This window comes from Enterococcus salsurae (assembly GCF_054784955.1).
Window position 1 is genome coordinate 149,354 of sequence record NZ_BAAHWY010000004.1, and the last position, 24,043, is coordinate 173,396.

Below are 24,043 nucleotides of genomic sequence, written 5' to 3' on the forward strand. Positions count from 1 at the left end.
TCCTCTTGCCTTTCTTTACAGGTATTTGGATACAGCATTTATTCCTCAAATGGAGGGATTTCTTCGGGTTGTGGTTCGATCAAGACTTTTCTAGGTTTGCTTCCTTCAGATGGTCCAACCACACCTTGGGCTTCTAATTCATCCACTAGACGCGCAGCGCGATTATATCCTACCCGAAACCGTCGTTGCAATAAGGACACGCTTGCTGTTTGCATATCGATCACCAACGCTTTGGCTTCTTCAAACAACTCATCTTGCGGTTGACCGCTAGTACTGGTACTCGTTTCTTCTTCAGTGACCATCATTTTCTCTTCATAATTGGCTTCTTGCTGATCCGTCACAAAGGTAACGATTCGTTCGACTTCATGATCGGAAATAAAGGCACCTTGGACACGGATTGGCTTGTTCTCACCCATCGGCAAATACAGCATATCTCCGCGACCCAGCAATTTCTCTGCACCGTTGCTGTCAATGATCGTCCGAGAGTCGACCCCGCTGGAAACGGCGAAAGCCATCCTTGAAGGAACATTGGCTTTGATGATTCCGGTGATGACATCGACACTAGGCCGTTGTGTGGCCAAAATCATATGGATACCGGCGGCCCGCGCCATTTGCGCTAAGCGAATGATTGCATCTTCCACTTCATTGCTGGCCACCATCATCAAGTCCGCCAATTCATCAACGATCACGACAATGAAAGGCAAGATTGGCCGATTTTCACCATCTTCTAGATTCTTGTTAATGACCAATTCATTGTAGCCGGTAATATTTCTTACGCCTGTCGCTGCAAATTTTTCGTAGCGTTCTTCCATTTCTTTGACGACTTTTTGCAAAGCTTGCGCGGCTTTTCGCGGATTGGTCACGACAGGTGTCAACAGGTGAGGGATGCCATTATAGACATTCAGTTCAACCATTTTTGGATCAATCATCATCAATTTGACTTCATGGGGTTTGGCCCGCATCAAAATACTAGTAATGATTCCGTTGATTGCAACAGATTTCCCGCTCCCAGTTGAGCCTGCAATCAATAAATGCGGCATTTTCGTCAAATCTGCGGTTTGGACACGCCCTGAGATATCCCGTCCTAAGGGCACTTCTAATAGTTGATCTGGATGATCTGGCTGGGCATCGATCACTTCTCTGAAAGAAACCATGCTTATAGCGCTGTTTGGCACTTCGATCCCAATCAATGATTTACCCGGGATCGGTGCTTCCATTCGCACATCTTTTGCGGCAAGTGCCAGAGCGATATCATCTGTCAAGCCAACGATTTTGCTGACCTTGACGCCGACTGCTGGTTGAACTTCAAATTTCGTGACTGCCGGCCCAAGACTGGCTTTGACGACTTTGGCATCGACACCGAAACTTTGGAACGTTGTTTCAAGAACACCAATATTTTTTTCGATTTTTTTGTACTCACTGCTTTGATCAGTTGCCGGAATCGAATCCAATAATTCCGCAGAAGGCAACTCGTAATCTCGATTCTCCGCTTCTTCTGAGATTTCGAATTCCAATACTTCGCCATCGTCATCTAAAATTTCGCCATCCTCATTGACCCGTTTACTCGGTTTTGACGTGCCTGCAGGATGTGGTGCATCTGCCATCTCTGATGCCGCTGCGGATGTGCCAGTTGCTTTAGGGACTTCTTGAAAATGATCGATCGGCACAAAACTCAATTGTTCCGGTTCGAAGGTGTCCGTTGATTGGGCTTGTTCTGCCTTGGCTAACTTTTCCCCTTCAGTCATTGGACGCACTTGATTCTTTTCTTTGATTTCTGCCAAAACAGCCGCGCGTTCCGCTTCTTTCTTGGCTTGTCTTTCAGCCGCTTTTTCGGCTTTGCGGGCTTCTTTCTGCGCTTGTTTTTCCGGAGAACCTTCTAGGAAACGTTGTAAGCTGTCCCCTGCCGTTTGCAAATGATCCAATAATTCATGGCTGCGCATGTTGCTGAACAAAAAGCCGCCAACCAGCATCAAAAGAACAGCTATGATATAACTGCCAATTTGAGAGACAAGGAAATAACTGCCATTATAAAGCAACGCACCGGTCATTCCACCCCCAACATTCTGACTCACTTGACTGCGGCGAATATCCCCCAGCAAAGTCATCCATGTGGTTTGCAGTACATTTGTTTGTTCACTGATCACATTCCCAAAAAGATGGGCATGCAAAATAATCAATAGACCAAAATATATCAGTAGACAACCGATAATCCGCCGAAATTGCTGGAATTTTGCTTCAGTGGTTTTGATAGCTAACCAACCGCCATAAGCCGCTAATGCGATACAAAGAACCCGGTAGGTATTGCCGCCAACGATTCTAAAGCCATTGGCAATCAGCATCCCCAAAAAGCCTAAATGGAAAAAGCCAAATATCGAAAACAAGATAAACAATAAGCCGACGCCGACCAATACTAATTTTTCTTGTTGTTGCTGCTGTTTTTTTGTTTTGCGTTTCTTTGCGCGTTTCTTTTGCGCCATGTCTATCCCTCTTTTCATCTTTATCTATTATAACGAAAAAAGAAGGCGAACAAAAGTTTTCCTGTGAGAATTTTTTAAGTCCCGCAAAATATTGAAGAAAACTGCCTATTCAGCGGTACACCAACCGTGTACATACTGAATAGGCAGAAATATTTCCATTATGCTTTTGGAGAAAATATTTGTGGAACTGTCCGATATAAAAATACGAGAACGATTGCAGTTACAAGTGCTGTCGCTAATCCACTGGCACTATTCATAACTAATGAAAATAGCCATGGATTTAGATTCCATAATGCATAGGCACCCCAAAATATCCAACCAGCTACAAAATGCCAGAAATAACGAGCAGTTGCCCCAAGTAACGACGCGTTTATTAGTAATGCAATCACACGTTTTCCAGCATTTGTTTTTATTGCTGCCTGAATCTTTTTAGAATAAAGCCCCGCAAATCCAACAAAAGTAAAAGCAAAAGGATATTCAATCAGCACTTGAAGTACACTCAAATACCACACTTGGCCTAATGGAAAATGCAATAATCCCCACACCAAACCGGCCATCAACCCAGGACGCCAGCCTCTGCGAATCGCAAATACAGTCAAAGGAATTTGACCTAGAGAAACTGAGAAACTGCTCCCAATATTGGTAGGTATGAAAGAAAGAATCATCGCCAATGCTGCAATAATCGTTCCTTCTACCCAGATTTTTGTGTTGCTATTCATATAAAAAACTCCTCCTCCAGAATCGTCACAATTCACAAAGGAGAAGTATTCCATACTTCAACTCGTCACAATTCCTACGCTCGAATGATCGAAACAGGTACGAAGGGTTTAGAGTAAACTCATTCTCAGCCATTTGGCTCCCCTTTGTGATCAGATTCTATTTTTTTGTTTTTTTTGCACGTTTCAAGAATAGCATATATACAAGAAATGAGAAACCTTTTTCTCTCATTGAGTCGACAAAGTAAGTAAACCAATAAGCGTGATCATCTTCCTAAAGCAGAATTGCATAATTCATTTGCTGAAGGGTAATTGAGATCTCCATCAATTCCACAGTCTATTTCAATCAATACTTGCGATACAGACTTAGTCTTCCTATTTTCCGAAATGATTTTTTTCTTCTTGACGATCTGATACGCTTGATCAAAATCCTGTAATGTCATATAAGCATCCTTAAGTAATATATAGTAAAGCAGAACAAATTTTTCTCTTTCTTTAGGGAACAACTCAATCAGTAAACGCGTGACTTTTCTCTGCTGTGATTCCCCATAAGGAAAAATAAAGTCGGAAAATTCATTGAAGGCTTTTTCTCTGGCTTTATAGGATTTAGATTGTTGGCGCATTTTCAATAGAAATTCATGCATAGACGCACTTCCTCCATAGGTTTCATGGGTTGATAATATCTGCAATTTCTGGGTCATCAATATTGTCTTTGGTAATCACCATTGTCCCCGTATCAACGACTTTTTGATCAGGTTCTATGCCGCGAGCGAGCTCTACAGCTTGTTTGACACCTTCATAGCCCATTAGATATTGTTTCTGTAGAATAGTGGCAACATCATACGCTTCTGTACGAATCATATCCTCGATTTCACTTGAGAAATCGAAACCTACCAATGTGATATCCGTCCGATTTGCTTCCATCAAACCTGTGACAAAACCAACTGTGGAACCATTGTTCGGTCCAAATACTGCTTTTAGCGTTGGATAAGCAGTCAGCATATCTTGTGTAAAACCAACCGCTTTTGTGATATCGCCATCATTGACCTTGATATCTTCATTCAATACTTGCCACGTATCTGGTGCGTGCAAATCCCAATATTCATTGAACCCTGACAAGCGATCAATGATTGTTTGTGATCCCGATGCACCAATCTGTACGCCAACTTTCATTTCTTCACTTTCCGAGATGCCTCGATGTTTCAAAAGTTCTAGCATTGTTTCAGCCGCTTCTCTACCGGCTTCTACATTATCTGTCATCAAAGCCACTGAATAATCATCGGTATTGATCATTGTATCAACGATGACGATTGGAATCCCAGATTGAAACGCTTCTGATACCGGGTTAGCCATCGCTGTCGAATCTGTCGGACCAACAACGATCCCACTCGCGCCAGCTGATACTGCATCTTGTAGTTGCTGGACTTGTTTTTCAACTTCAGCTTCATTGGCTAAACCAGTTACGACTAAATCCACACCCAATTCTTTGGCTGCTGCATTTGCACCTTCCTCTACTACAGACCAATACTGATTGCCTAAGACTTTAGTCAAAAAATAGATTGTTTCATTGCCATCGCTGCTTCCCTCTCCATTCTCTGTGCTTGCGCAAGCGGTTAGGAAAAGCAGACTGCAGACAATCAAGATACAAGTATGCATAAACTTTTTCATTTGTATTCCCCCTACTTTTTTTTATTTCTACGCACATCCAGTGCGATCACACCAACTAGAATAAAACCGATGATCACTTGTTGCCAAAATGAACTGATTCCCATAATGTTTAAGCCATTCCGCAGAACGCCTAATATCAAAGCCCCGATAATCGTATTGACGATGGCACCTTGTCCACCACTATTGGATACACCGCCAATTACCGCTGCCGCAATTGCTTCTAGCTCCATGCCTTGTCCTGCCATAGGTTGCGCAGAAGATATTCTTGATGTGACGATGATGCCTGCAACACATGCAGAAAATCCGCTGACACAGTATGCAAACATCCTTGTACCTACAGCATTGATCCCAGAGAGTTTTGCAGCCTCTAAATTGCTTCCGCAAGCATATATTTGTCTGCCGATTTTTGTCTTAGATAAAATGAACGCTAGCATCAGTCCATATATCAAAGTAATCAATACACTATACGGAATACCGCCAGGCAGACGCCCACCACCAATCTGATAGAATACTTGTTGCGCATCTTGGCTGGGGATCGTATTGGTATAAATTGGTTTTCCATCAACAAGCACATTGGCTAGCCCTCGAAAAACCCATTGCGTACCTAAGGTAGCAATAAACGGAACAACCCCTAAAACCTCAATTGAAAATCCATTGAGAACACCCATTAAAATGCCAAATATCAGCGCAATCAAAATAGCTAAAGGCAGCGGAACACCTGCTATTAATAACGTTGTGACAATAATCCCTGATAAGCCCATAGATGCACCTGCAGAAAGGTCAGTCCCTCCACCCACTAAAACAAAGGTTAGCCCATACCCCACGATGGCATAGGTCACAACTTGTTGTAGAATATTGATCAAATTATTTTTCGCCATAAAATTTGGATTTAAAATCGCAAATATGATAAAAAGGATAACCAATGCAATGCCTGAAAATATGGCTTTTCTCGTACTCAAGCTAAAGCGATGAGCAAAAATCTCTTTTTCTTTTTTCAATGTAGTCACTTGTTTCATTCAATCGATTCTCCTTTGATTAACTTATGTTTTCCATATTTTTATTGTATCCAGCTGCAAGATACAGGATTTCTTCTTGGGTTGTATCTTTAGCTGGTAATTCACCGTTGACAGTCCCTTCATGAATGACGAATATGCGGTCGCTCATGCCTAAAACTTCTGGCAAATCGGAACTGATCATAATGATCGCCACCCCTAAATCACTCAATTCATTAAATAATTCATAGACTTCGTACTTGGCACCCACATCGATTCCTCTAGTAGGTTCATCTACGATCAACACGTTAACGTCATTACATAACCACTTTGCCAGAACAATCTTTTGTTGATTTCCTCCTGACAAATTAGCTACGGTTTGTCCTAAACTTGGTGTGCGTATAGAAAGTTTTTCTTTATATTTACGCGCAGTTTCTTCCCCCGCTTGATCGTCCACTATTCCCTTGCGTGTGATTCTGCTTAAGCTAGCCATATTCACATTGAAACGAACATCTAATTGCAATGCCAGTCCATCATATTTCCGGTCTTCAGTCGCATAGCCTATCCCATATTTGATCGCATCACTGACCTTAGTGATCTTGACTGGTTTGCCGTCCATTCGTACATCTAGTTTCAATGCCTTATCTGCACCAAAAAGACACCGGGCAATCTCCGTCCGTCCAGCACCCATTAAACCTGCGATGCCGACAATTTCTCCAGAACGGACTGAAATCCCCGCTACATTGATACCGCTCTCATTTTCTAAATGGTTGATTTCTAATACCGTATCACCAATCTTTCGTTGATGTTTAGGGTAGACGTTATGCAACTCTCTGCCAACGATCATATTCACCAATTTTTCGGTCGTAATATCTGCATAGCGCTCAGTTCCTATATACGCACCATCTCGAAGAACAGTCACCCGCGCACAGATTTGCGCCAATTCTTCCATTCGGTGAGAAATATAGACCATCCCAACATTTTTTTCTTGCAGCTTTCGTATGATTTTAAATAGCTGCTCAATTTCTTTTTCAGTTAATGCAGCAGAAGGTTCATCTAAAACAAGTATTTTCGAATCCATTGATATCGCTTTTGCAATTTCGACCATCTGTTGTTGCGCAACGCTCAAACGGCTGACGATTTCATAGCTATTCAAGTTGATACCCAATTCATCCAAAATGATTTGCGTGTCACTATGCATTTTTTTGTCATGGATGAACCCTTTCATTGTCGGTTGACGCCCGATAAAAATATTGTCTGCCACTGTTAAATGGGGCAATAAATTTAACTCTTGAAAAATGATCGCCACGCCTTGTTCCTGTGCTTTTTTAATATTCGTCATTTTGACTTTGACGCCTTCAATGAATATTTCTCCTGAATCAGGTTGGTATACCCCCGACATCACTTTCATCAAAGTTGACTTTCCAGCACCATTTTCACCAACTAATCCATGCACCTCTCCTTTATTCACAGAAAAGGAAACATCACTTAGCGCCTTTACGCCAGGAAACGTCTTCGTGATATGTTCCATTCGAAACAACTCGTTTTCTTCTTTGTTCATTCCTATCCTCCTTGTTTTATTGAACATATTCATCAAATAATAAAAAAATACCACATAAAATAGACGAATATCTTCTCAAATCATTATACTTACCCATTACGAGTAAATCAATATATTTTTTACACATAAAGTGTAAAAACCCTCCTTCAAGATGTCCTTCGAGTAAAATAAAAATGAGAGGTGATCCTATTGAAAACGATCGCAAGCCGATTGACTGATCTAAGAGAAAAGAATGACTGGACAAAAACTGAAGTTGCAAAAAAATTGGGTTTAACGGCAGTGAGTACTTACGCAAATTGGGAATACGGATCAAGAGAACCTCACGCAGAAATGATTGCTGAGATTGCGGACGTGTATGGCGTAACCACAGATTACATTATTAAAGGTACAAATATGTCCGAAAATACTGATGCGCCTACCGACATAGCATTAAAAATTTCCCAATTGATTCAGTACATTCAGACACAAGATCCGGAAGACTTGCTCTTTCATGGCAAATCGTTAAGTGAATCTCAAATCAATTTATTGGTCCCTGCATTAAAAGTTGCCTTAGCCCTTACTGAGAATGAGGCTTGACCACCCATATTTGTAAAATCGCACTGTCTCCTCTAAGTAAGACATGATGTAGTGCTAAACAAAAAACCAGCCTGAAGGCCTTAAGTTTAAGGCGGCAGACTGGTTTTTCAAATATAGATATAGGACAGCAAAAAAGGAAAGCTTGGCTTTCCTTTTTTGCTGTCTGTAACTGTCGACATCACGTTTTAAGCAATGTTTATTTTGGCGTTACATCCTCACCAAACCATTTCTCGGAGATTTCAGCGAATGTCCCGTTTTCTTGCAATGTCTTCAAGCCGTCGTTGATTTTATCCGCTAATCCTTGATCATCTTTACGGACACCCACAGCGAAATCTTCCGCTTCAAATGGGCTTTCAATTTCATTATAATCGTCGGTCTTTCCTGTTTGGGTCAAATAGTATTCTGCATACACACGATCGATCAGCAGCCCATCGATCCGGCCATTTTCTAAATCAATGAATGCCTCGTTGAAACTAGCATATAACGTTGCATCATTATCTGCCACAATGTCTTTGAGTACTTCTGGTTGATTATTGAATGTATCATAGCCGGAAGACCCTTCTTGGGCACCTAAAACTTTGTCTTTCATATCATCAAATGAGGTGATATTGCTTGTTTTCGCAGTGACTAACACTTGTTTGTTTTCCATATACGTATCAGAAAACAATACCTTTTTGACCCGGGCATCTGTTTTCGTGTAGCCGTTCCAAATCATGTCGATGGTGCCATTATCCAATTCTGTTTCTTTCATGGACCAGTCAATTGCTTGGAAGGTCACTTTGGTTCCTGTTAAATCAAATACAGCTTTGGCTAAATCGACATCAAATCCAACAATCTCCCCTTGGTCATCTTGGAAGCCCATCGGTACGAACGTATCATCCAGCCCAACAATGACTTCATCCTTATCGGCGGCACTTTCAGTCGTCTCGTTGCTATTTCCGCATGCCGCAAATACCAAGATGCTGGCAGCTGCTATCAAAGATAATACATATTTTTTCATTTTTTCTCCCCCTTATTTTCCTGATACTTCTAACAATTGATCGCCAATGTTTTTGGCAAAAACCAAATCATGGGTCACCACGATTTGTGTTACACCTTGTTTTTTCAAATCCAAGATCAACGCCTCTACTTGTTGCCGCAAGCCAGGATCTAGCGCACTTGTCGGCTCATCGTATGCCAAAACTTTTGGATTCATCGCCATCGCTCGGGCAATGGCTACCCGTTGGCGTTGACCACCTGATAATTGAAATGGATATTGCTTCAATAAGTCATCCAATCCTAGCTGTTTGGCCAAAGCTTCTGCTTTTGCCGTATAAGTCGCTCTGTCCTGCTTCAACACCATCTTTGGCGCCAAAGTGATATTGTCAAACACCGATAAATGCGGGAACAGTTGGAAATCTTGGAAAACTACCCCCACCACTTGTTCTTGTTCTTTGGTATCCGTTGGATCAAAGGCTTTGCCATCTAACAAAAAGGTCCCCGAATCCACCGTTTCTAAACCAGCAAGCGTTCGTAGAAGTGTTGTTTTTCCCCCACCGGAAGGACCAACCACTGCCAAAATGCTGCCATCTTCAATTGTTAAGTCTAATCCATCAATGACTTTTTTGTTGCCAAAAGATTTTGATATTTGATTCAGTTTTAACATGTTGTACCTCCTAGCGATAATAATCAAGCTTACTTTCAAGTTGTTTCAACAATATCGTGAATATCCCAGTCAGCAATAGGTAGATCAATGCGACGCCTAACAGTGGCAATAATGTACTGTCTCGCTCCATTGCGATTTTTCCGATCCGCATCACATCTGACAAGCCTAAGATATACACCAAAGATGTGTCTTTGACCAAATTGATCACTTCATTCCCGACAGAAGGCAACGTAATTTTGACGACTTGCGGAATAATGATTTTCCGGATCGTTTGGATCGGATTCAACCGCAAGACTTTCGCTGCTTCATATTGACCTGCCGGGATCGACTGGATGCCGCCACGGAATATTTCTGCGAAGTAAGCCGCATAATTGATAACGAAAGCGATCAACGCAGCGTCAAACCGATCGAAGACAATGTTCAGGATCGGTAGTCCATAAAAAACAAAAATCAGTTGCAGCAACAGGGGGGTGCCCCGCATCAGCCAAACATAGACTTGTACAATGAATTTCAACACTTTCAATCGACTAGCCAATACAAAGGCCAATAAAATACCTAATGGAATCGATCCGAGTAAAGTCAGTGCAAACAACTTGATGGTAATGCCAGCACCTGAAAGCAATTGGGGCATTACATTGATTAAATAATCAAACATACAATTATTCCTCCTTGGTCAAATAAATAAATAAAAAACGCGTACTCCGGCTTATGCCAGAGGACGCGCTACACGTGGTTCCACCTCAATTTGTTTTTTCCTCTCAGAAAAAACCTCAAGCAGTCTATGGCTTCCCAATAGTAAAAAGGCATCCGGTCGGAAAATAAAAAAACGTCCTCTAGCCATTACAGCTAAAGGACGTTATCAACGCGGTTCCACCTTTGTTTATCAGTGCCTCACGGCAAAACTGATCTTAGAAAGTCATCAATCAATGACTGCAGCGCTAACGGGCATACCCGGTCTTTCCTACTTCTTCTTCGGAAAAACGACTCCAAGATGTGTTTCACAACCCTGTGCTATCTCTTTGCACCAACCAGAGATTCTCTTTGAACAACAAGTCTTGCTACTCTTCTTTTCGATGTCTGTTTCATTAAGTTGAGTCTTACTTTACTCGCTCTTAAGGAAATTGTCAAACATTTTTTCTGAAAATTTTAAAAAAGATGGATGTTTATACAATTTTCAATAAATCTGATTAACCAAAATACGCTGCTGCCAACTTTTGACCTTGTTCAATTTTGGCCCATTGCTGATCCACTGACAATTCATTTCCACAGTCACAAGAAGCAAATCCGCATTGATGGGATAGGTACAAACGGTCTTTTGGCAAGATTTCGCTGGCTTTATCTAACAATGCCACAACTCTTTCTTCGTCGTCTAATGTTGATGTTTTACTAGACAGCAAGCCCAGAACAACTTCGACATTCGGCCGATCTTTTAAGGCTTCTAATGCGGAAATATCTCCGGCGCGATCATCATCCCATTCTAAGAAGAAACGATCATAGTGTTGATCTTTCAAAAATTTCTCCGCGATGGCTTTATAGGTGCCGCTTGCCGCTGAACGACTTTGATAATTGCCGCGACAGTTATGGGTCCACACTTTTAAGCCTAAATCATGGGCAAAATCGGCAACTTCATTATTGATCGCCACAAACTCATCCGCCAAAGCTTCTAATCCCGCATTGCCTTCTGCAAAGAAGCTCTTGTCATTATCATCCGCAAATAATTCCCATAAACAGTCATCGAATTGAACGATTTCGCCACCGGCTTCTTTGTATTCTTGCAAGAATTCTTTATACGCGTTTATCAATCCTGTACGCAAGTCTTCTTTGGTTGCATATACTTGACCTTCACCAACTAGATCATTGAAGAATGTCAACTCAGTAAAAGCATGCGCGGCACCCCAAACGGTGATTTTGACTGTATCCGCTCCAGCTTGGGCTTTGGTTTCTTTGAACAAAGTCAAATAATGATGGTTTTTGCCTGACAAAGGTTTCGTGATCCGAATGCCAATATCTTTACGGGTCTCAAAATCACCACCATCTAAATCTTCAAAAGCATATCCCCGGTCAGCAATATACCGTTCTACGCCATCTAGCCCCCATAGGAAATCGAGATGCCACATAGAGCGACCATGTTCGCCATCTGTGATCACAGTAAGTCCATGTGCTTTTTGCGCTGCAATAATGTTTTCGATTGCTTTGCTTTCTGTTTCTTGATAACCAGGGAAAGCGTCATAGAATGGATAGTGAATGTCATCACGGTGTTCGATTTTGTTTTTGTAGTCTAATAAATCTTGTGGACGTAATAAAGAGCCTACAAGTTGAAATTTGTCAGTTGCCATATTCATTTTCCTCCAATTCAAAATTGTTAGACTTATTCTAGCAAACATCCTATACTATAGATAATACTTATAAACTTATATATTCTATAGGTAATACCTATAACCAAAGGAGCGTCATATGCGAATTCAACAACTAGAATATTTAGAAAAAATCGTTGAAACGGGCTCTTTCAACGAAGCAGCCAAACAATTGTTCATCAGTCAACCCTCTTTATCGCAAGCCATGAAAGAATTAGAAAAAGAATATGATCTGCAGCTCTTTTATCGCAGCAAATTAGGCGTCACACTGACTGATGAGGGTCGAGCGTTTATCAACTATGCCCGCAATATCTTAGATCAAGTCAATCTATTGGACGAGCGCTTCCGTAAAGATACTGCTAGGAAACACGTATTTAGTGTATCCGCTCAACACTATGCCTTTGTGGTCCATGCCTTTGTGGAATTGGTCAAGCGGATTGGTGAAGATGAATTTCAATTTACCCTAAGAGAAACCCAAACTCAGAATGTCTTGGACGATATTCAAACCTTCAGAAGTGAATTAGGCGTTATCTATCTGAACGATTTCAATAAAACCGTCCTGCAGCGCTTGATCAGTGAAAAAGATCTGCAATTCATTCCTTTATTTGAGGCAAAACCCCACGTCTTTATCGGACGGAACAACCCACTGACACAAAAGGACCGTATCACTTTGGAGGACTTAGAAAACTATACCTATTTGTCCTATGAGCAAGGAGAAACCAACTCCTTTTATTTTTCAGAAGAAATCCTAAGTACTTTGCAACGCAAAAAACATATCCGTATCAGTGATAGAGCAACGATTTTCAATTTGATGGTCGGCTTGAACGGTTACACCATCAGTTCAGGTATCATCAGCAGCGAACTCAACGATGAGAAAATCGTGGCGATTCCACTAGCTGTCGAGGATTCGATGACACTAGGGTATTTGACACATAAGAAAATGGAACTTAGCGAGATGGCACAAGAATATTTAACTTTACTTAAACAGCATATCCAGAACTATGGCTTCGAGATTTTTGATTGAGTAAAAAGTTTTCGAGAAAAATTTTAGACATACCAGATTCACTCTCAATCTGATCTTTTGTTTTTTCTATTTGGCTGATGAGAATTGGTGATGCTATAATGTTTATATTCACTTATAAGTAAATGGATGCCGAAAGGTTTAAGCATTGTTAACGGTCCTATCTATTAGCAATAAACATCATCGATTGAAAGTATTGTAACGCTTGAACTTTATATGAGGAGTGATTGAAAATGACAATTCAAGAAGAACTGAAGAACATCTATATATCAGTTTCGAAAATGGATTTACTAGATTTAAAAAAAGCTTATGAACAAGCTGAAACACCAGAAGAACTCGAATTTTACAAAGAGCTATTTACCTTTCAACTGCAACAAAAGCAAAAAATAGTGATTAATCAAAAGGATTTTGTGATTTAAATATGAATACAAAATTACAATACATCATTGTTGCTGGAGTAAATGGTGCTGGAAAATCTACGCTGTATCAAACTATACCGGAAATTTTTGAACATACTCAAAGAATAAATGCCGATGAAATTTTGAACAAAAATCAGGGTGATTGGCAAAAAAACGCGGATAATATGAAAGCGATGCGTGAAGTTATTCAGCAGATGAATCAAGCGATTGATGCGAAGAAGTCATTTCACCAAGAAACAACACTGTCTGGACAGGGTCAAATTAAATGGATAGAAAAAGCCAGGAATAGCGGCTTTCAGGTGAATTTACTTTATGTTGGATTAGATAGTGCTGACTTAGCTATAAAACGCGTACAACAAAGGGTGGAAAAAGGCGGTCATGGTATACCAAAAGAACGCATACGTAAAAGATATTTTCAGTCTTTGAAAAACTTAGCGCTGATTGCACCGCTTTGTGATAACATCATGATATATGACAACACAACCAATTTTATTCCTATTTTTGAGCAGCACAACGATAAAGTGTTATTTAATAATACTGAACTAATACCTTGGATACCTCATTGTTTCAGATGACTAAATTTCAAAAGATGAATGATTACAAATAGAGCACGGCCTTTCCTTCTCTGGAAAGGCCGTGCTCATTTTCATTAATTAGACTCTGGCAATGGTTGCCATGTCCATTCTTCCACTTCCGCAATATCATATCCGTTTTCTCGAATAAAGTCATGATGATCCTGCACAGTATCATCCATTTTTTGTGCAAAATCAGCAGCGTCTGCGCCATAGACCCATTCCGCCGCATCTTTGGCTAAATGGAATCGATCCAATTCAGACAAGATCCGCATGTCAAAAGGCGTCGTGATGTCTCCATTTTCACGATAGCCATGGATATGGATCTGCTGATTTTGCCGACCAAAGAAAATATCTCTGATCAATCCTTCATACCCATGGAAAGCGAATAGAATCGGTTTGTCCTTTGTAAAGTATGCCTCAAATACGGCATCACTCAACCCGCGTTCATCCACTTCAGGACGACGCAATTTCAGTAGATCGACCACATTGATAAACCGGATTTTCAAATCTGGAAATGCCTTGATCAGTATGGATACAGCAGCCAATGCTTCTAAATTAGGCTCTGTTCCTGCCGCCGCGATCACGATATCTGGTTCTTGACCGCGATCGGTTGAAGCCCAATCAATGATTTTCAACCCATCGTTGGCCAAAACTTCCGCTTCTTCCGCTGAATAAAATTGCGGACGCGGATGTTTGGACGACACCACCAAATTGATTTGGTTTTGCGATTGCAATGTTTTGTCCATGACTGCCATCAAACTATTGGCATCAGCTGGCAAGTACACACGGACAAAGGCCGCTTTCTTCTCAGCGATATGGGTCATGATGCCTGGATCTTGATGGGTGTAGCCATTGTGGTCTTGCTGGAATACTGTTGATGAAGCAATCAAATTTAAAGACGGATATGGCTTGCGCCAGGCCAAATCATTGGCTTTGCGCAACCATTTGAAATGCTGGGTGATCATCGAGTCCACCACCCGCAAGAACGATTCGTAACTCGCAAAGAACCCGTGTCTGCCAGTCAGTACATAGCCCTCAAGGAAGCCTTCAGCTTGATGTTCAGACAATTGAGAATCAATGACCCGTCCCACAGAAGACAGCCATTCATCGTAATCAGGATGTTTGGCTTCTAACCATTGGCGATTCGTCACATCAAATACATGATTCAACCGATTAGATTTGGCTTCATCTGGGCCGAAAATACGGAAATTAGTTGGATTTTCAGTGATGATATCTCTGGCAAATTTCCCAAAAACCATCATATCTTGTGCGGTGACTGCCCCTGGTATATCTACGTCAATCGCGTGTGCTTGCCACTTTGGCAAGTGTAACGGCTGCGGATCAATGCCGCCATTGGTGATTGGATGAAGTGCCATGCGCTGGGTGTCTTGAGGCGCCAACGCCTGGATCTCTGCTTTGAGCCTGCCATGTGCGTCAAACAGGTCATCCGGCCCATAAGATTGCAGCCAATCAGTTAAGGCATCGACATGTGCCATATGGTGCGCATCTACAGGGATCGGCACTTGATGGGCGCGGAAACCGCCTTCGATAGGCTCGCCATCCCACACTTTCGGTCCGGTCCACCCTTTAGGCGTCCGCAGGATCAATACCGGCCACTTCGGCATTTCAGCTTGATCAGCAGGGTGTTGTCGTGCTTTTCGTTGAATGTCTTTGATGGACTCGATGGCTTTGTCCATTTGTTGTGCCATTTGCGGATGAATGATCTCAGGATCATCGCCTTCCACAAAGTAGGGCGTCCAACCCATACCTTCAAAATATTGTGTTAACTCTGCATCGCTCTTGCGGGCTAAGATCGTTGGATTAGAGATTTTCGCCCCATTCAAATGTAAGATCGGCAACACGGCGCCATCATTGACTGGGTTGATAAAGGTGTTTGAGAACCAGCTGCCCGCTAACGGACCGGTTTCAGCTTCTCCATCACCGACCACGACTGCAGCGATTACTTCTGGATTGTCTAATATCGCACCAACGCCATGAGAAATCGAGTATCCTAATTCGCCACCTTCATGGATCGAGCCAGGTGTTTCTGGTGCTGCATGGGAAGCAATCCCGCCAGGAAAAGAAAAGATCTTGAATAAATGCTGCATCCCTGCTTCATCTTGGGTCGCCTGCGGATAAATTTCCGTATAGCTGCCATCAAGATAGGCATTGGACACCATTACTTGTCCACCATGCCCAGGACCTTCGATATAAAACATATTCAAATCATATTTGTTGATGACCCGGTTCAAATGCGTGTAAATGAAGTTTTGACCAGCAATCGTGCCCCAGTGACCGATTGGATGGACTTTTAAGTCCTTTTCTTCGATTGGTCTACGTAATAATGGATTGTCTTTCAGATAAATTTGACCCACAGACAGATAATTCGCCGCACGCCACCACGCATTCATTTTAGAAAAATACTCTTTTGTTTCATATTGATTCGTCATGTTGCTCCTCCTTCATCCTACCTGTACTTGATATATAAAAGTCTATGCGCGGGGAAAATAAAAGTCAATTTTGCTGATTGCGATGGCCATTGTTCGCACGACAAAAAACTGACAAGAAAATCCTGTCAGTGTAAAAGTGGCTCTATAATTTATTGGACTGATGAATCAGAATTGATTCTTCAGTCCAATTTTCATTTTAGGTATTAAAAAACATATCGTTCTCTAGTATGATTAAATCACGACAAAATAAACAACTGAGAGGACGATATGCTATATGAATGATTCTATCAAAAAATTGTTGAGAATTACAGATAAAAATTTGGAGATTGCAGCTGTCTCTTACGCGACAGTGAATAAAAAGTAGCGCTTAGTGATCAACGCAACACTATCTCCTTGCCCGCAAGCTTGTAAATCATGTGGATCCACAGTGAAAGACAGTGATGGTAAAACGATAATTGTAAGAAATGGGAAGAAGAAAACTACCATACGTAAAGTGGGCAGTTGATTGATATTTTGCCAACACGTAAGCTATCGCGACTAACTACCTATTTTCAGAGTTGCTCTAACAATGATCAAGTAAAATATTTAGTCACTGATATGAACGCAGCTTATTTTCAATTAACCAAAACGGTATTTCCAAATGCCAATCTCGTTATTGATCGATTTCATATCGTTAAACATATAAATCAAGCATTTCAAGACTTTCGTGTAAGAACAATGAAATCTTTACAAATAAAAGGGTTCAAAAATGAAGCACAGAAACTGAAAGTAAATTGGCGATGAAGCGACCCCAAAATGAGTAGGCAATGCTTCTTTTTCATCATTATTTTTGTTACATGTTAAGCTAGAATTTTTATTTATAGCTCTGGGCCGTGGTCTTTTTCCGTTGATCGAAGTTCAGATTTGATTCGATAAGTAGAAAGCTCTTTGCCATCGTTTCGCTCTTCAATCGGTTGACGTAAATACAATTCACGATCTTTTTTCGAGGGTAAAGTGCGATACAATCCCTCAAATGCATTCTCTTCCTCTAAATGATCATTTGCCCGATAGAATGCCATCAGATTATAGGTAAACTCTAAGCGTTTTATATCGTGAAATGGAACCATTAGGTAGTTTTCGCTATCCAAAGTACCGTATGCAGCATTGGCTGAAATCAACGCTGTGCGCTTGTTTCCATCCTGAAAAGCCTGTAATTTAGCAAGTCGAGCGAAAACCCACCAGGCATCTTTTTCTGTCCGTTCTGATTGTTCAAATTGATCCACGATTTCTTGTAAATCATCTCTGGTAATGATCTCTTTAGGAAAATAATGTTCTTGACTCGCTTGATCAAGAACATTGGCTATTCGATCATCTTCGTTGTAATATGAATTTCTCAAATGACCTGGTAATTTGGGCTGTTCTTCAGATGGAGAATCAAATTGCTTGTTTACATCGATAATACCATCTACAGAAAACCCTTTTTCTTTTATCGCATTGATTCCTTTTAGACTATCCACAAAAATAGCTATATCATCTCTATTTTGCCGGAGCGGTTTCGTGGATTTCATGTCCAAAGCTTTTTTCGTTTGGTAAACAGAGCTTCCGTAGTTATTCAAACTACCCAATGACTGAATAAATTTTGCGAGTGCCGTCGTGTTCATAAATTGCCCCCTTCATCGTCAAATATTTAGTTTTTGAGCCAAGGCTTCAGCCATCGTTTTGGAAAAATTAATTCCTTCATTCATTGCACGCACGTTCATCCAATGTGGAATTTTAATTGTTTTTTTATCAAGTTGGACATCCTTTAAATAGTCATTTAAATCGACAGATACCAATGTCGCAAATTCTGTTTCAGTGTTTACAGAAAGAGAATTGATATCTGTAGGTGCAGGCAAAGGCAAATTTTTTTCAACTAAGTCTCCAAGCATGATCCCTAACGCATCCGCAGCAAGCTCTAAACCTTGACCAATATCTTCCGATTGCGTCACCGCCCCTTCAATATCAGGAAAATAAATTCCGTATCCAACAGGATCTTTTTCAAATATAGCTGGATAAACTTTTTTCATTCATATCCCTCTCTTTCTTATAGACACAGTGGGCTTACAGGCTCACTGCTTTTCGAACAGTATCCTCTACTCTTTTAGATAACTCTTTTGAATAACTGGTAAGAATAACTGGTCTAGGAAAATTTTTCTTTGTAAATTTTCTGTGCGACCCCTTTCCACCCTGCACTTCTACAATGCCAGCATCCTTGAGTAACTTCTCTGCTTCTCTAATTGTCATGGGCATTTCAAGTTACCTCCTGACAATATTATTATAGCACGTACTGGGCGTACTTCAAATATTTTCCTATCTATTTTTTAAGATCCTTTTTCTCCGCATACAATGCTTTGTTATCGGCTATGTGTGTTTTCCGTTACTAGGACACACTTGGGACTTGAACCCATTAGAGTTTGCCCATGCTGAGCAAACAAAACGGGTGTGTGACAAGACTTTTGTCACACGCCCGTTTTGTTATAGATAGTGTTCATTTACAACTATATTTTAGCATATACATAGATCAATGACGGCATTGATGCCAAAATAACAACTGCTGTTTTCCTATTTATTTAATCGTCACATATTCCAACCCTACAAGTTTCGCCCATGTTTCGATTTGGTCAGCTGTCAAAGCAAGAGATACGACAGTATGATGTCCACCACCTGTTTCGATCCATTGTTTGACGCCTTCATGGAAGTTTGGACGCGGTGTCCACATGATCCGGGCTACCGGTAATTTTGGTGCCTCTTCTGTGGGTTCGAAGGCATCGACTTCATTGATCAATAATTTATAATGGGTACCAAAGTCAGCCATCGATACCACCACCCCTGCACCGCCTTGGCCATCGAAGACCAATCGAGCTGGGTCTTCACGATCACCCATCGATAACGGGGAAACAACGATTTTAGGCTTATTAGCAGCCAAAACTGGGTCGACTTCCATCATATGGGATTGCAGGATTGCTTCTTTGCCTTCTGCTAATTCATACGTATAATCTTCCATAAATCCAGTTGCTTGATTATGGGCCATGATTTTCATTAAGCGATCAATCGCGGCCGTTTTCCAGTCACCTTCTCCTGCGAAGCCATAGCCTTCTGCCATCAACCGTTGGACAGCTAATCCTGGCAACTGCTGCATGCCATAAAGGTCTTCAAAGTTGGTTGTGAACGCTGTATAGCCCCCAGCTTCTAAAAACCGCCGTAAGCCGATTTCTTGTTTGGCTTGGACTTTGACATGGTCTTCCCATTTTTGATGGTCATATTCACCATAGTCGAAGTCATATAAGTCACGATACTCCGTGAATAGTGCAGCGACTTCTTTCTCTGTTACTGCATCAATATATTGGACCAAATCTCCTATGCCAAAATAATCGACAGTCCAACCAAATTGGATTTGTGCTTCTACTTTGTCTCCTTCTGTCACACCAACATTACGCATATTGTCACCGAAACGTGCGACTTTGATTTGGAAACTTTCGTTATAGGCAACCGCAGTATCCATCCAAGCAGCGATTTCTTTTTGGATTTTCTCATTTTTCCAATAGCCAACAACGATCTTATTTTGCTTATTCAATCGAGCGTTGATGAAGCCATATTCTCGGTCACCATGGGCTGCTTGATTCAAGTTCATAAAGTCCATGTCGATGGTTGCCCATGGAATACTTTCATTGTACTGTGTTGCTAAATGGAGCAAGGGTTTTTGCAATAATTTGGTCCCGCGAATCCACATTTTCGCAGGCGAAAAAGTATGCATCCAAGTGATCACTCCCGCAACTTCGTCCCGATAGTTGACTTCTTTCATGATCTTCGTGATGGTATCTGGTGTTACGGCCAGTTCTTGCAATACGACTGGATACGGTAAGGTACCGCTATCATTTAAGTGTTGAACCATTTCATCGGCGTGGGCTTTGACCTCATTTAACGCTTCTTCTCCATATAAATGCTGCGAGCCTACGACAAACCAAAATTCTTTTTTTCCGATTTCTAACATTGTGAGTTGCTCCTTTTTAATTATTTTGCCCATAATAGGCATCTTTTCCGTGTTTTCTTAAAAAATGTTTATCCAAGATCCGTTGCGGCAGCTCAGTGGCGTAGCTGTTCAGCTGTCTGGTTATGACATTCATTTTGGCTACTTCTTCCAAGACGACAGCATGCATCACAGCGGAGTCAGCATCTTTGCCCCAAGTAAAAGGGCCATGCCCATGCAATAAGACACCCGGGATCTCTAATGGTTGGATGCCTCGTTCTTTAAAGGTTTCCACAATCACATGACCGGTTTTAGCCTCGTAGCCATCCTCAATTTCTTTTTGTGTCAAAAATCGCGCACATGGCACTGCGCCATAAAACGTATCTGCATGGGTCGTGCCCATGGCCGGCAAATCGATCCCGGCTTGCGCCCAACTGGTTGCCCATGTGGAATGGGTGTGGACAATACCGCCGATCTCTGGAAATGCTTTGTATAAAACAGCATGGGTCGGTGTATCAGAAGAGGGATTCATCTGACCTTCCACAATCTTTCCTTCAAAGTCACAAACGACCATGTCACTTGCTTGCATGGTTTCATAGTCGACACCACTGGGCTTGATCACAAAGAGTTCCCGTTCGCGATCCACAGCTGACACATTGCCCCACGTGTATTTGATCAATCCGTGTTTTGGCAGATCTAAATTGGCTTGAAACACTTCTTCTTTGAGCTGTTCTAACACATATCTCGCCTTCTTTCTCTTATTTCAAATAATCGATCGCTGCTTGTTCGATTGGCAATCCAGCTTGATAGCGCGCCACAAATGTGTCAAATCCTTCAATATCAGCTGGCAATGGCGCCAATGTTGTGCCTGTATCTCCTTGGAAAACGATTTCATTCAGAAATGCATCAAGGGTCTGGTTTTCGGACTGGCGTCTGAGGTATTCTGCAAGGATCGCAATTCCCCACGCGCCCCCTTCGCCTGCTGTTTCCATGACAGTGACTGGTGCTTCCATGGCTGCAGCCAGGATACGTTGTGCGACTTCAGGCGTTTTGAAAATGCCCCCATGCCCCACGATTCGTTCAATCGTTACCGCTTCAGCCTCAAGGATCTTCATGCCAATTTTCATGGCACCAAAAGCACTGTAAAGATGCATCCGCATAAAGTTCGGCAACGTGAAGGCGCTCTCAGGTGTACGGACAAAAAGTGGACGCCCTGCTGCGACCCTAGTAATGTTTTCTCCGGAATAATACCCATAAGAGAGTAAGCCGCCACAAGAGGGATCCCCTTTGATTGCTTCATTGAATAAGAGAGAAAAAATGTCTTCAACTGACTGATCCATACCAGCCGCTGTCGTAAATTCTTTGAATAGTTTGACCCAGGCATTGATTTCAGAGGTACAGTTGTTGGTGTGGACCATCGCCACTAAATCACCCGCTGGCGTAGTGACCATATCGATTTCTGGATGGACCTGCTTCAATGGTTCTTCTAACACGATCATTGCAAATGCTGATGTGCCTGCGGATACATTTCCTGTTTTGGGTGCCACACTATTTGTTGCGACCATACCAGTACCTGCATCTCCTTCTGGAGGGCATAGGGGAATGCCAGCTGCCAAATTACCGGAAGGATCCAATCGTAAAGCCCCCGCAGCCGTTAAGCTGCCGGCTGGACTGCCGGCCACAAGAACTTGCGGCAAAATCTCTTTTAGGTGCCATGGATACGCCTGTCCGTCAATTTGGGCATCAAATTGGGCGATTTTTGAGGCATCAAAATCTTTCGTCTGACTATCGATTGGAAACATCCCCGAAGCATCCCCGATACCAATGACCTTCTCACCGGTCAATTGCCAATGCACATACCCTGCCAAGGTGGTGAAAAAAGCCACATCTGCAACATGGTCCTCATGGTTCAGCACGGCTTGATAGAGATGCGCAATACTCCATCGTTGCGGAATATTGTATTGAAATAATGCCGTTAGCTGCTGTTCTGCTTCTTCCGTGATTGCATTGCGCCATGTCCGAAAAGGTACCAATAGTTGATCTTGTGTATCAAAAGCCAAATAACCATGCATCATTGCTGAAAAACCGATCGTACCGATTTTGGTCAATGTAAGATCGTATTTGTCTTGAACAGCTTGACGCAACGCCTGATAACTTGCTTGAATCCCTTGCCATACAGCATCCATGCTGTAAGTCCAGATTCCCTCTGCCAATTGGTTCTCCCACTCAAAACTACCAGAAGCAATCGTTTGAAACTGATCATCGATCAACACTGCTTTGATACGTGTCGACCCTAACTCGATCCCTAACGATGTCCGGCTCTCTTTGATGGCTTGCTGCATATGATCCGTCATCAAAATTACACTCCTTTATGATTGATTGCTGAATCACGGACGATCAAGTCCGGTTCAAAATAAAACGCGTCTGTCTCCGCGGTTTTGCCAGTAATGACCCATTGGGCAGCCAATTGTCCCATCGCTTCTTTCGGATGCGTCAACGTGGTGATCGTTGGGACGGCAAGTGTACTTAAAGGAGAATCGTCATTGCCAATGATCGATATATCTTCTGGCACAGACTTTCCAGCTGCTGTCAGTGCTTTGATCATCTGTTGCGCGATCTCATCGTTATAGCAGACGATCCCTGTGATTTGATTCTCTTCATGGATCAATTGATCGACTGCTTGCTTGATCACGGCTTCTTTCGTTTCTGTTGTATACGTCAAGACATCCTCAGATGAAAAGGAACATTTGGCATTGGTCAATGCTTTAACGAAACCTTTCAAGCGATATTTCCCTTGTAGATCATCAATTTTCGTGACCATCATCAATCGTGTGTGACCACCTTGCAACAAATGATTTGCGGCCAAAAAACCAGACTTTGTATCATTGACACAAATATGCGGTAAGTCTAATTCTTCATAGTAGGCATTGATCATCACCACAGGTATCCCTTTTTCTTTCAAAGCTGCGTAATAGGCCAAATTAGGATTGTATTGGTTACTTTTTGTTGGTTCTATAATCAAGCCATCCACGCCTTGATCGATCATTTGCTGCAAACATGCACGCTCTTGTGCATGGTCATTATTGGTCGATCCCAGCAACAAGGAATATCCTTGTTCTCTCAATGTTTGTTCCACACCACGCATGATTGACGGAAAAATGTAATCCGACAAATACGTCATTATGATGCCAATCGTTTTGCGACTGGACTGATTCTGAGTCATAGGTATTGATACATATGTACCCGATCCTCGTTCTTTTCGTAAATAGCCCTCATTGACCAACACAGCAATTGCTTGCCGCACGGTGTGGCGGCTAAATTGAAACGCTTCTTGCAATGCAGCTTCAGTAGGGATTGCATCCCCTTCTTGATACGTGCCCAATCGAATCTGCTCTCGTAAAATATCCGCAAGTTGTTCGTACTTATTTGCCATAAATATCACATCTTTCAAAAGTTGTCCGTACATATACGATAACAAGAAGGCGCTTTCTTGTCAACCTTTATTTCTATAAATAGTTGTAAACTCAAGGGAAGAACATGCTATACTAGAATCAAATTCTGTTGACTAAAGGAGGTTTTCCACTATCAATTCATTTCAAGAAAT

General features: G+C 41.8%; 22 protein-coding genes, 1 pseudogene, 1 riboswitch and 1 other annotated feature. Of the genes and pseudogenes, 5 read left to right on the forward strand and 18 right to left on the reverse strand.

The window, feature by feature from the left end; all coding sequences use genetic code 11:
• Window positions 1-38: 38 nt before the first annotated feature.
• The 6 genes from ACYVRS_RS10840 to ACYVRS_RS10865 form a co-directional block, all read right to left on the reverse strand.
• On the reverse strand, window positions 39-2,477 hold the full coding sequence (locus ACYVRS_RS10840; RefSeq protein ID WP_313537403.1) for a DNA translocase FtsK: 2,439 nt from the start codon (window positions 2,475-2,477) through the stop codon (window positions 39-41).
• A 158-nt stretch (window positions 2,478-2,635) separates the two neighbouring features.
• The gene (thiT, locus tag ACYVRS_RS10845; protein WP_312498729.1) at window positions 2,636-3,196 is read right to left on the reverse strand and encodes an energy-coupled thiamine transporter ThiT; all 561 of its coding nucleotides are present in this window, start codon (window positions 3,194-3,196) and stop codon (window positions 2,636-2,638) included.
• Window positions 3,197-3,250: 54 nt separating this feature from the next.
• Window positions 3,251-3,350: riboswitch (TPP riboswitch) on the reverse strand.
• Window positions 3,351-3,459: 109 nt separating this feature from the next.
• Complete coding sequence (locus tag ACYVRS_RS10850; RefSeq protein WP_313537399.1) at window positions 3,460-3,837, reverse strand: hypothetical protein; 378 nt, start codon at window positions 3,835-3,837, stop codon at window positions 3,460-3,462.
• 22 nt (window positions 3,838-3,859) lie between these two features.
• Window positions 3,860-4,861 carry an ABC transporter substrate-binding protein gene (locus ACYVRS_RS10855; protein ID WP_461203362.1) on the reverse strand — a complete coding sequence of 334 codons (1,002 nt, stop codon included), beginning with the start codon at window positions 4,859-4,861 and terminating at the stop codon, window positions 3,860-3,862.
• Window positions 4,862-4,872: 11 nt separating this feature from the next.
• A complete protein-coding gene (locus ACYVRS_RS10860; RefSeq protein WP_313537393.1) occupies window positions 4,873-5,877 on the reverse strand; it encodes an ABC transporter permease in 1,005 nt (334 codons plus the stop codon).
• A 19-nt stretch (window positions 5,878-5,896) separates the two neighbouring features.
• On the reverse strand, window positions 5,897-7,414 hold the full coding sequence (locus ACYVRS_RS10865) for a sugar ABC transporter ATP-binding protein (RefSeq protein ID WP_313537391.1): 1,518 nt from the start codon (window positions 7,412-7,414) through the stop codon (window positions 5,897-5,899).
• A gap of 189 nt (window positions 7,415-7,603) precedes the next feature.
• On the opposite strand from ACYVRS_RS10865, the gene ACYVRS_RS10870 reads away from it, so the two are divergent.
• Window positions 7,604-7,990, forward strand: coding sequence for a helix-turn-helix domain-containing protein (locus ACYVRS_RS10870; protein WP_313510599.1), 387 nt, complete (start codon window positions 7,604-7,606; stop codon window positions 7,988-7,990).
• A gap of 196 nt (window positions 7,991-8,186) precedes the next feature.
• Here the strand turns inward: ACYVRS_RS10870 and ACYVRS_RS10875 are convergent, their stop codons facing one another.
• The 4 genes from ACYVRS_RS10875 to ACYVRS_RS10890 all read right to left on the reverse strand — a co-directional run bounded on the left by ACYVRS_RS10875 (window position 8,187) and on the right by ACYVRS_RS10890 (window position 11,977).
• On the reverse strand, window positions 8,187-8,990 hold the full coding sequence (locus tag ACYVRS_RS10875; protein ID WP_461203363.1) for an amino acid ABC transporter substrate-binding protein: 804 nt from the start codon (window positions 8,988-8,990) through the stop codon (window positions 8,187-8,189).
• 12 nt (window positions 8,991-9,002) lie between these two features.
• Window positions 9,003-9,635 carry an amino acid ABC transporter ATP-binding protein gene (locus ACYVRS_RS10880; protein ID WP_313537384.1) on the reverse strand — a complete coding sequence of 211 codons (633 nt, stop codon included), beginning with the start codon at window positions 9,633-9,635 and terminating at the stop codon, window positions 9,003-9,005.
• A 10-nt stretch (window positions 9,636-9,645) separates the two neighbouring features.
• On the reverse strand, window positions 9,646-10,290 hold the full coding sequence (locus tag ACYVRS_RS10885) for an amino acid ABC transporter permease (RefSeq protein ID WP_054115843.1): 645 nt from the start codon (window positions 10,288-10,290) through the stop codon (window positions 9,646-9,648).
• Between the two features lie 191 nt (window positions 10,291-10,481).
• Window positions 10,482-10,718: a binding site (T-box leader), on the reverse strand.
• Window positions 10,719-10,822: 104 nt separating this feature from the next.
• A complete protein-coding gene (locus ACYVRS_RS10890; protein ID WP_313537381.1) occupies window positions 10,823-11,977 on the reverse strand; it encodes a cobalamin-independent methionine synthase II family protein in 1,155 nt (384 codons plus the stop codon).
• 112 nt (window positions 11,978-12,089) lie between these two features.
• Here ACYVRS_RS10890 and ACYVRS_RS10895 point away from each other — a divergent pair, with 112 nt between their 5' ends.
• The 3 genes from ACYVRS_RS10895 (at window position 12,090) to ACYVRS_RS10905 (ending at window position 14,004) form a co-directional block, all read left to right on the forward strand.
• Entirely contained in the window at window positions 12,090-13,013 is a 924-nt protein-coding gene (locus ACYVRS_RS10895; protein ID WP_313537378.1) for a LysR family transcriptional regulator, read from the forward strand.
• 230 nt (window positions 13,014-13,243) lie between these two features.
• The gene (locus ACYVRS_RS10900) at window positions 13,244-13,429 is read left to right on the forward strand and encodes a hypothetical protein (protein WP_313537375.1); all 186 of its coding nucleotides are present in this window, start codon (window positions 13,244-13,246) and stop codon (window positions 13,427-13,429) included.
• Window positions 13,430-13,431: 2 nt separating this feature from the next.
• Complete coding sequence (locus tag ACYVRS_RS10905; protein ID WP_313537372.1) at window positions 13,432-14,004, forward strand: ATPase; 573 nt, start codon at window positions 13,432-13,434, stop codon at window positions 14,002-14,004.
• Between the two features lie 74 nt (window positions 14,005-14,078).
• Here ACYVRS_RS10905 and ACYVRS_RS10910 read toward each other — a convergent pair whose 3' ends face one another.
• On the reverse strand, window positions 14,079-16,454 hold the full coding sequence (locus tag ACYVRS_RS10910) for a phosphoketolase family protein (RefSeq protein ID WP_461203364.1): 2,376 nt from the start codon (window positions 16,452-16,454) through the stop codon (window positions 14,079-14,081).
• A 274-nt stretch (window positions 16,455-16,728) separates the two neighbouring features.
• Between ACYVRS_RS10910 and ACYVRS_RS10915 the strand changes: the two are divergent.
• Window positions 16,729-17,234 (forward strand): annotated as a pseudogene (locus tag ACYVRS_RS10915) (transposase); the annotation flags it as partial.
• Window positions 17,235-17,311: 77 nt separating this feature from the next.
• Here the strand turns inward: ACYVRS_RS10915 and ACYVRS_RS10920 are convergent.
• The 7 genes from ACYVRS_RS10920 to ACYVRS_RS10950 form a co-directional block, all read right to left on the reverse strand.
• Window positions 17,312-18,094: a Fic family protein gene (locus ACYVRS_RS10920; protein WP_313537367.1), complete on the reverse strand. Its 783-nt coding sequence runs from the start codon at window positions 18,092-18,094 to the stop codon at window positions 17,312-17,314.
• Window positions 18,095-18,112: 18 nt separating this feature from the next.
• Window positions 18,113-18,499: a type II toxin-antitoxin system HicB family antitoxin gene (locus ACYVRS_RS10925; RefSeq protein ID WP_313537364.1), complete on the reverse strand. Its 387-nt coding sequence runs from the start codon at window positions 18,497-18,499 to the stop codon at window positions 18,113-18,115.
• A 34-nt stretch (window positions 18,500-18,533) separates the two neighbouring features.
• Window positions 18,534-18,722 (reverse strand): type II toxin-antitoxin system HicA family toxin, encoded by a 189-nt coding sequence (locus ACYVRS_RS10930; protein ID WP_313537361.1) that lies wholly within the window; start codon window positions 18,720-18,722, stop codon window positions 18,534-18,536.
• 316 nt (window positions 18,723-19,038) lie between these two features.
• Window positions 19,039-20,463, reverse strand: coding sequence for an L-arabinose isomerase (gene araA / locus ACYVRS_RS10935; RefSeq protein WP_313537359.1), 1,425 nt, complete (start codon window positions 20,461-20,463; stop codon window positions 19,039-19,041).
• Window positions 20,464-20,479: 16 nt separating this feature from the next.
• Entirely contained in the window at window positions 20,480-21,178 is a 699-nt protein-coding gene (locus ACYVRS_RS10940; RefSeq protein ID WP_461203365.1) for an L-ribulose-5-phosphate 4-epimerase, read from the reverse strand.
• 19 nt (window positions 21,179-21,197) lie between these two features.
• Complete coding sequence (locus ACYVRS_RS10945; RefSeq protein WP_461203366.1) at window positions 21,198-22,793, reverse strand: xylulokinase; 1,596 nt, start codon at window positions 22,791-22,793, stop codon at window positions 21,198-21,200.
• A 5-nt stretch (window positions 22,794-22,798) separates the two neighbouring features.
• Window positions 22,799-23,905, reverse strand: coding sequence for a GntR family transcriptional regulator (locus ACYVRS_RS10950; protein WP_461198881.1), 1,107 nt, complete (start codon window positions 23,903-23,905; stop codon window positions 22,799-22,801).
• Window positions 23,906-24,043 lie beyond the last annotated feature (138 nt).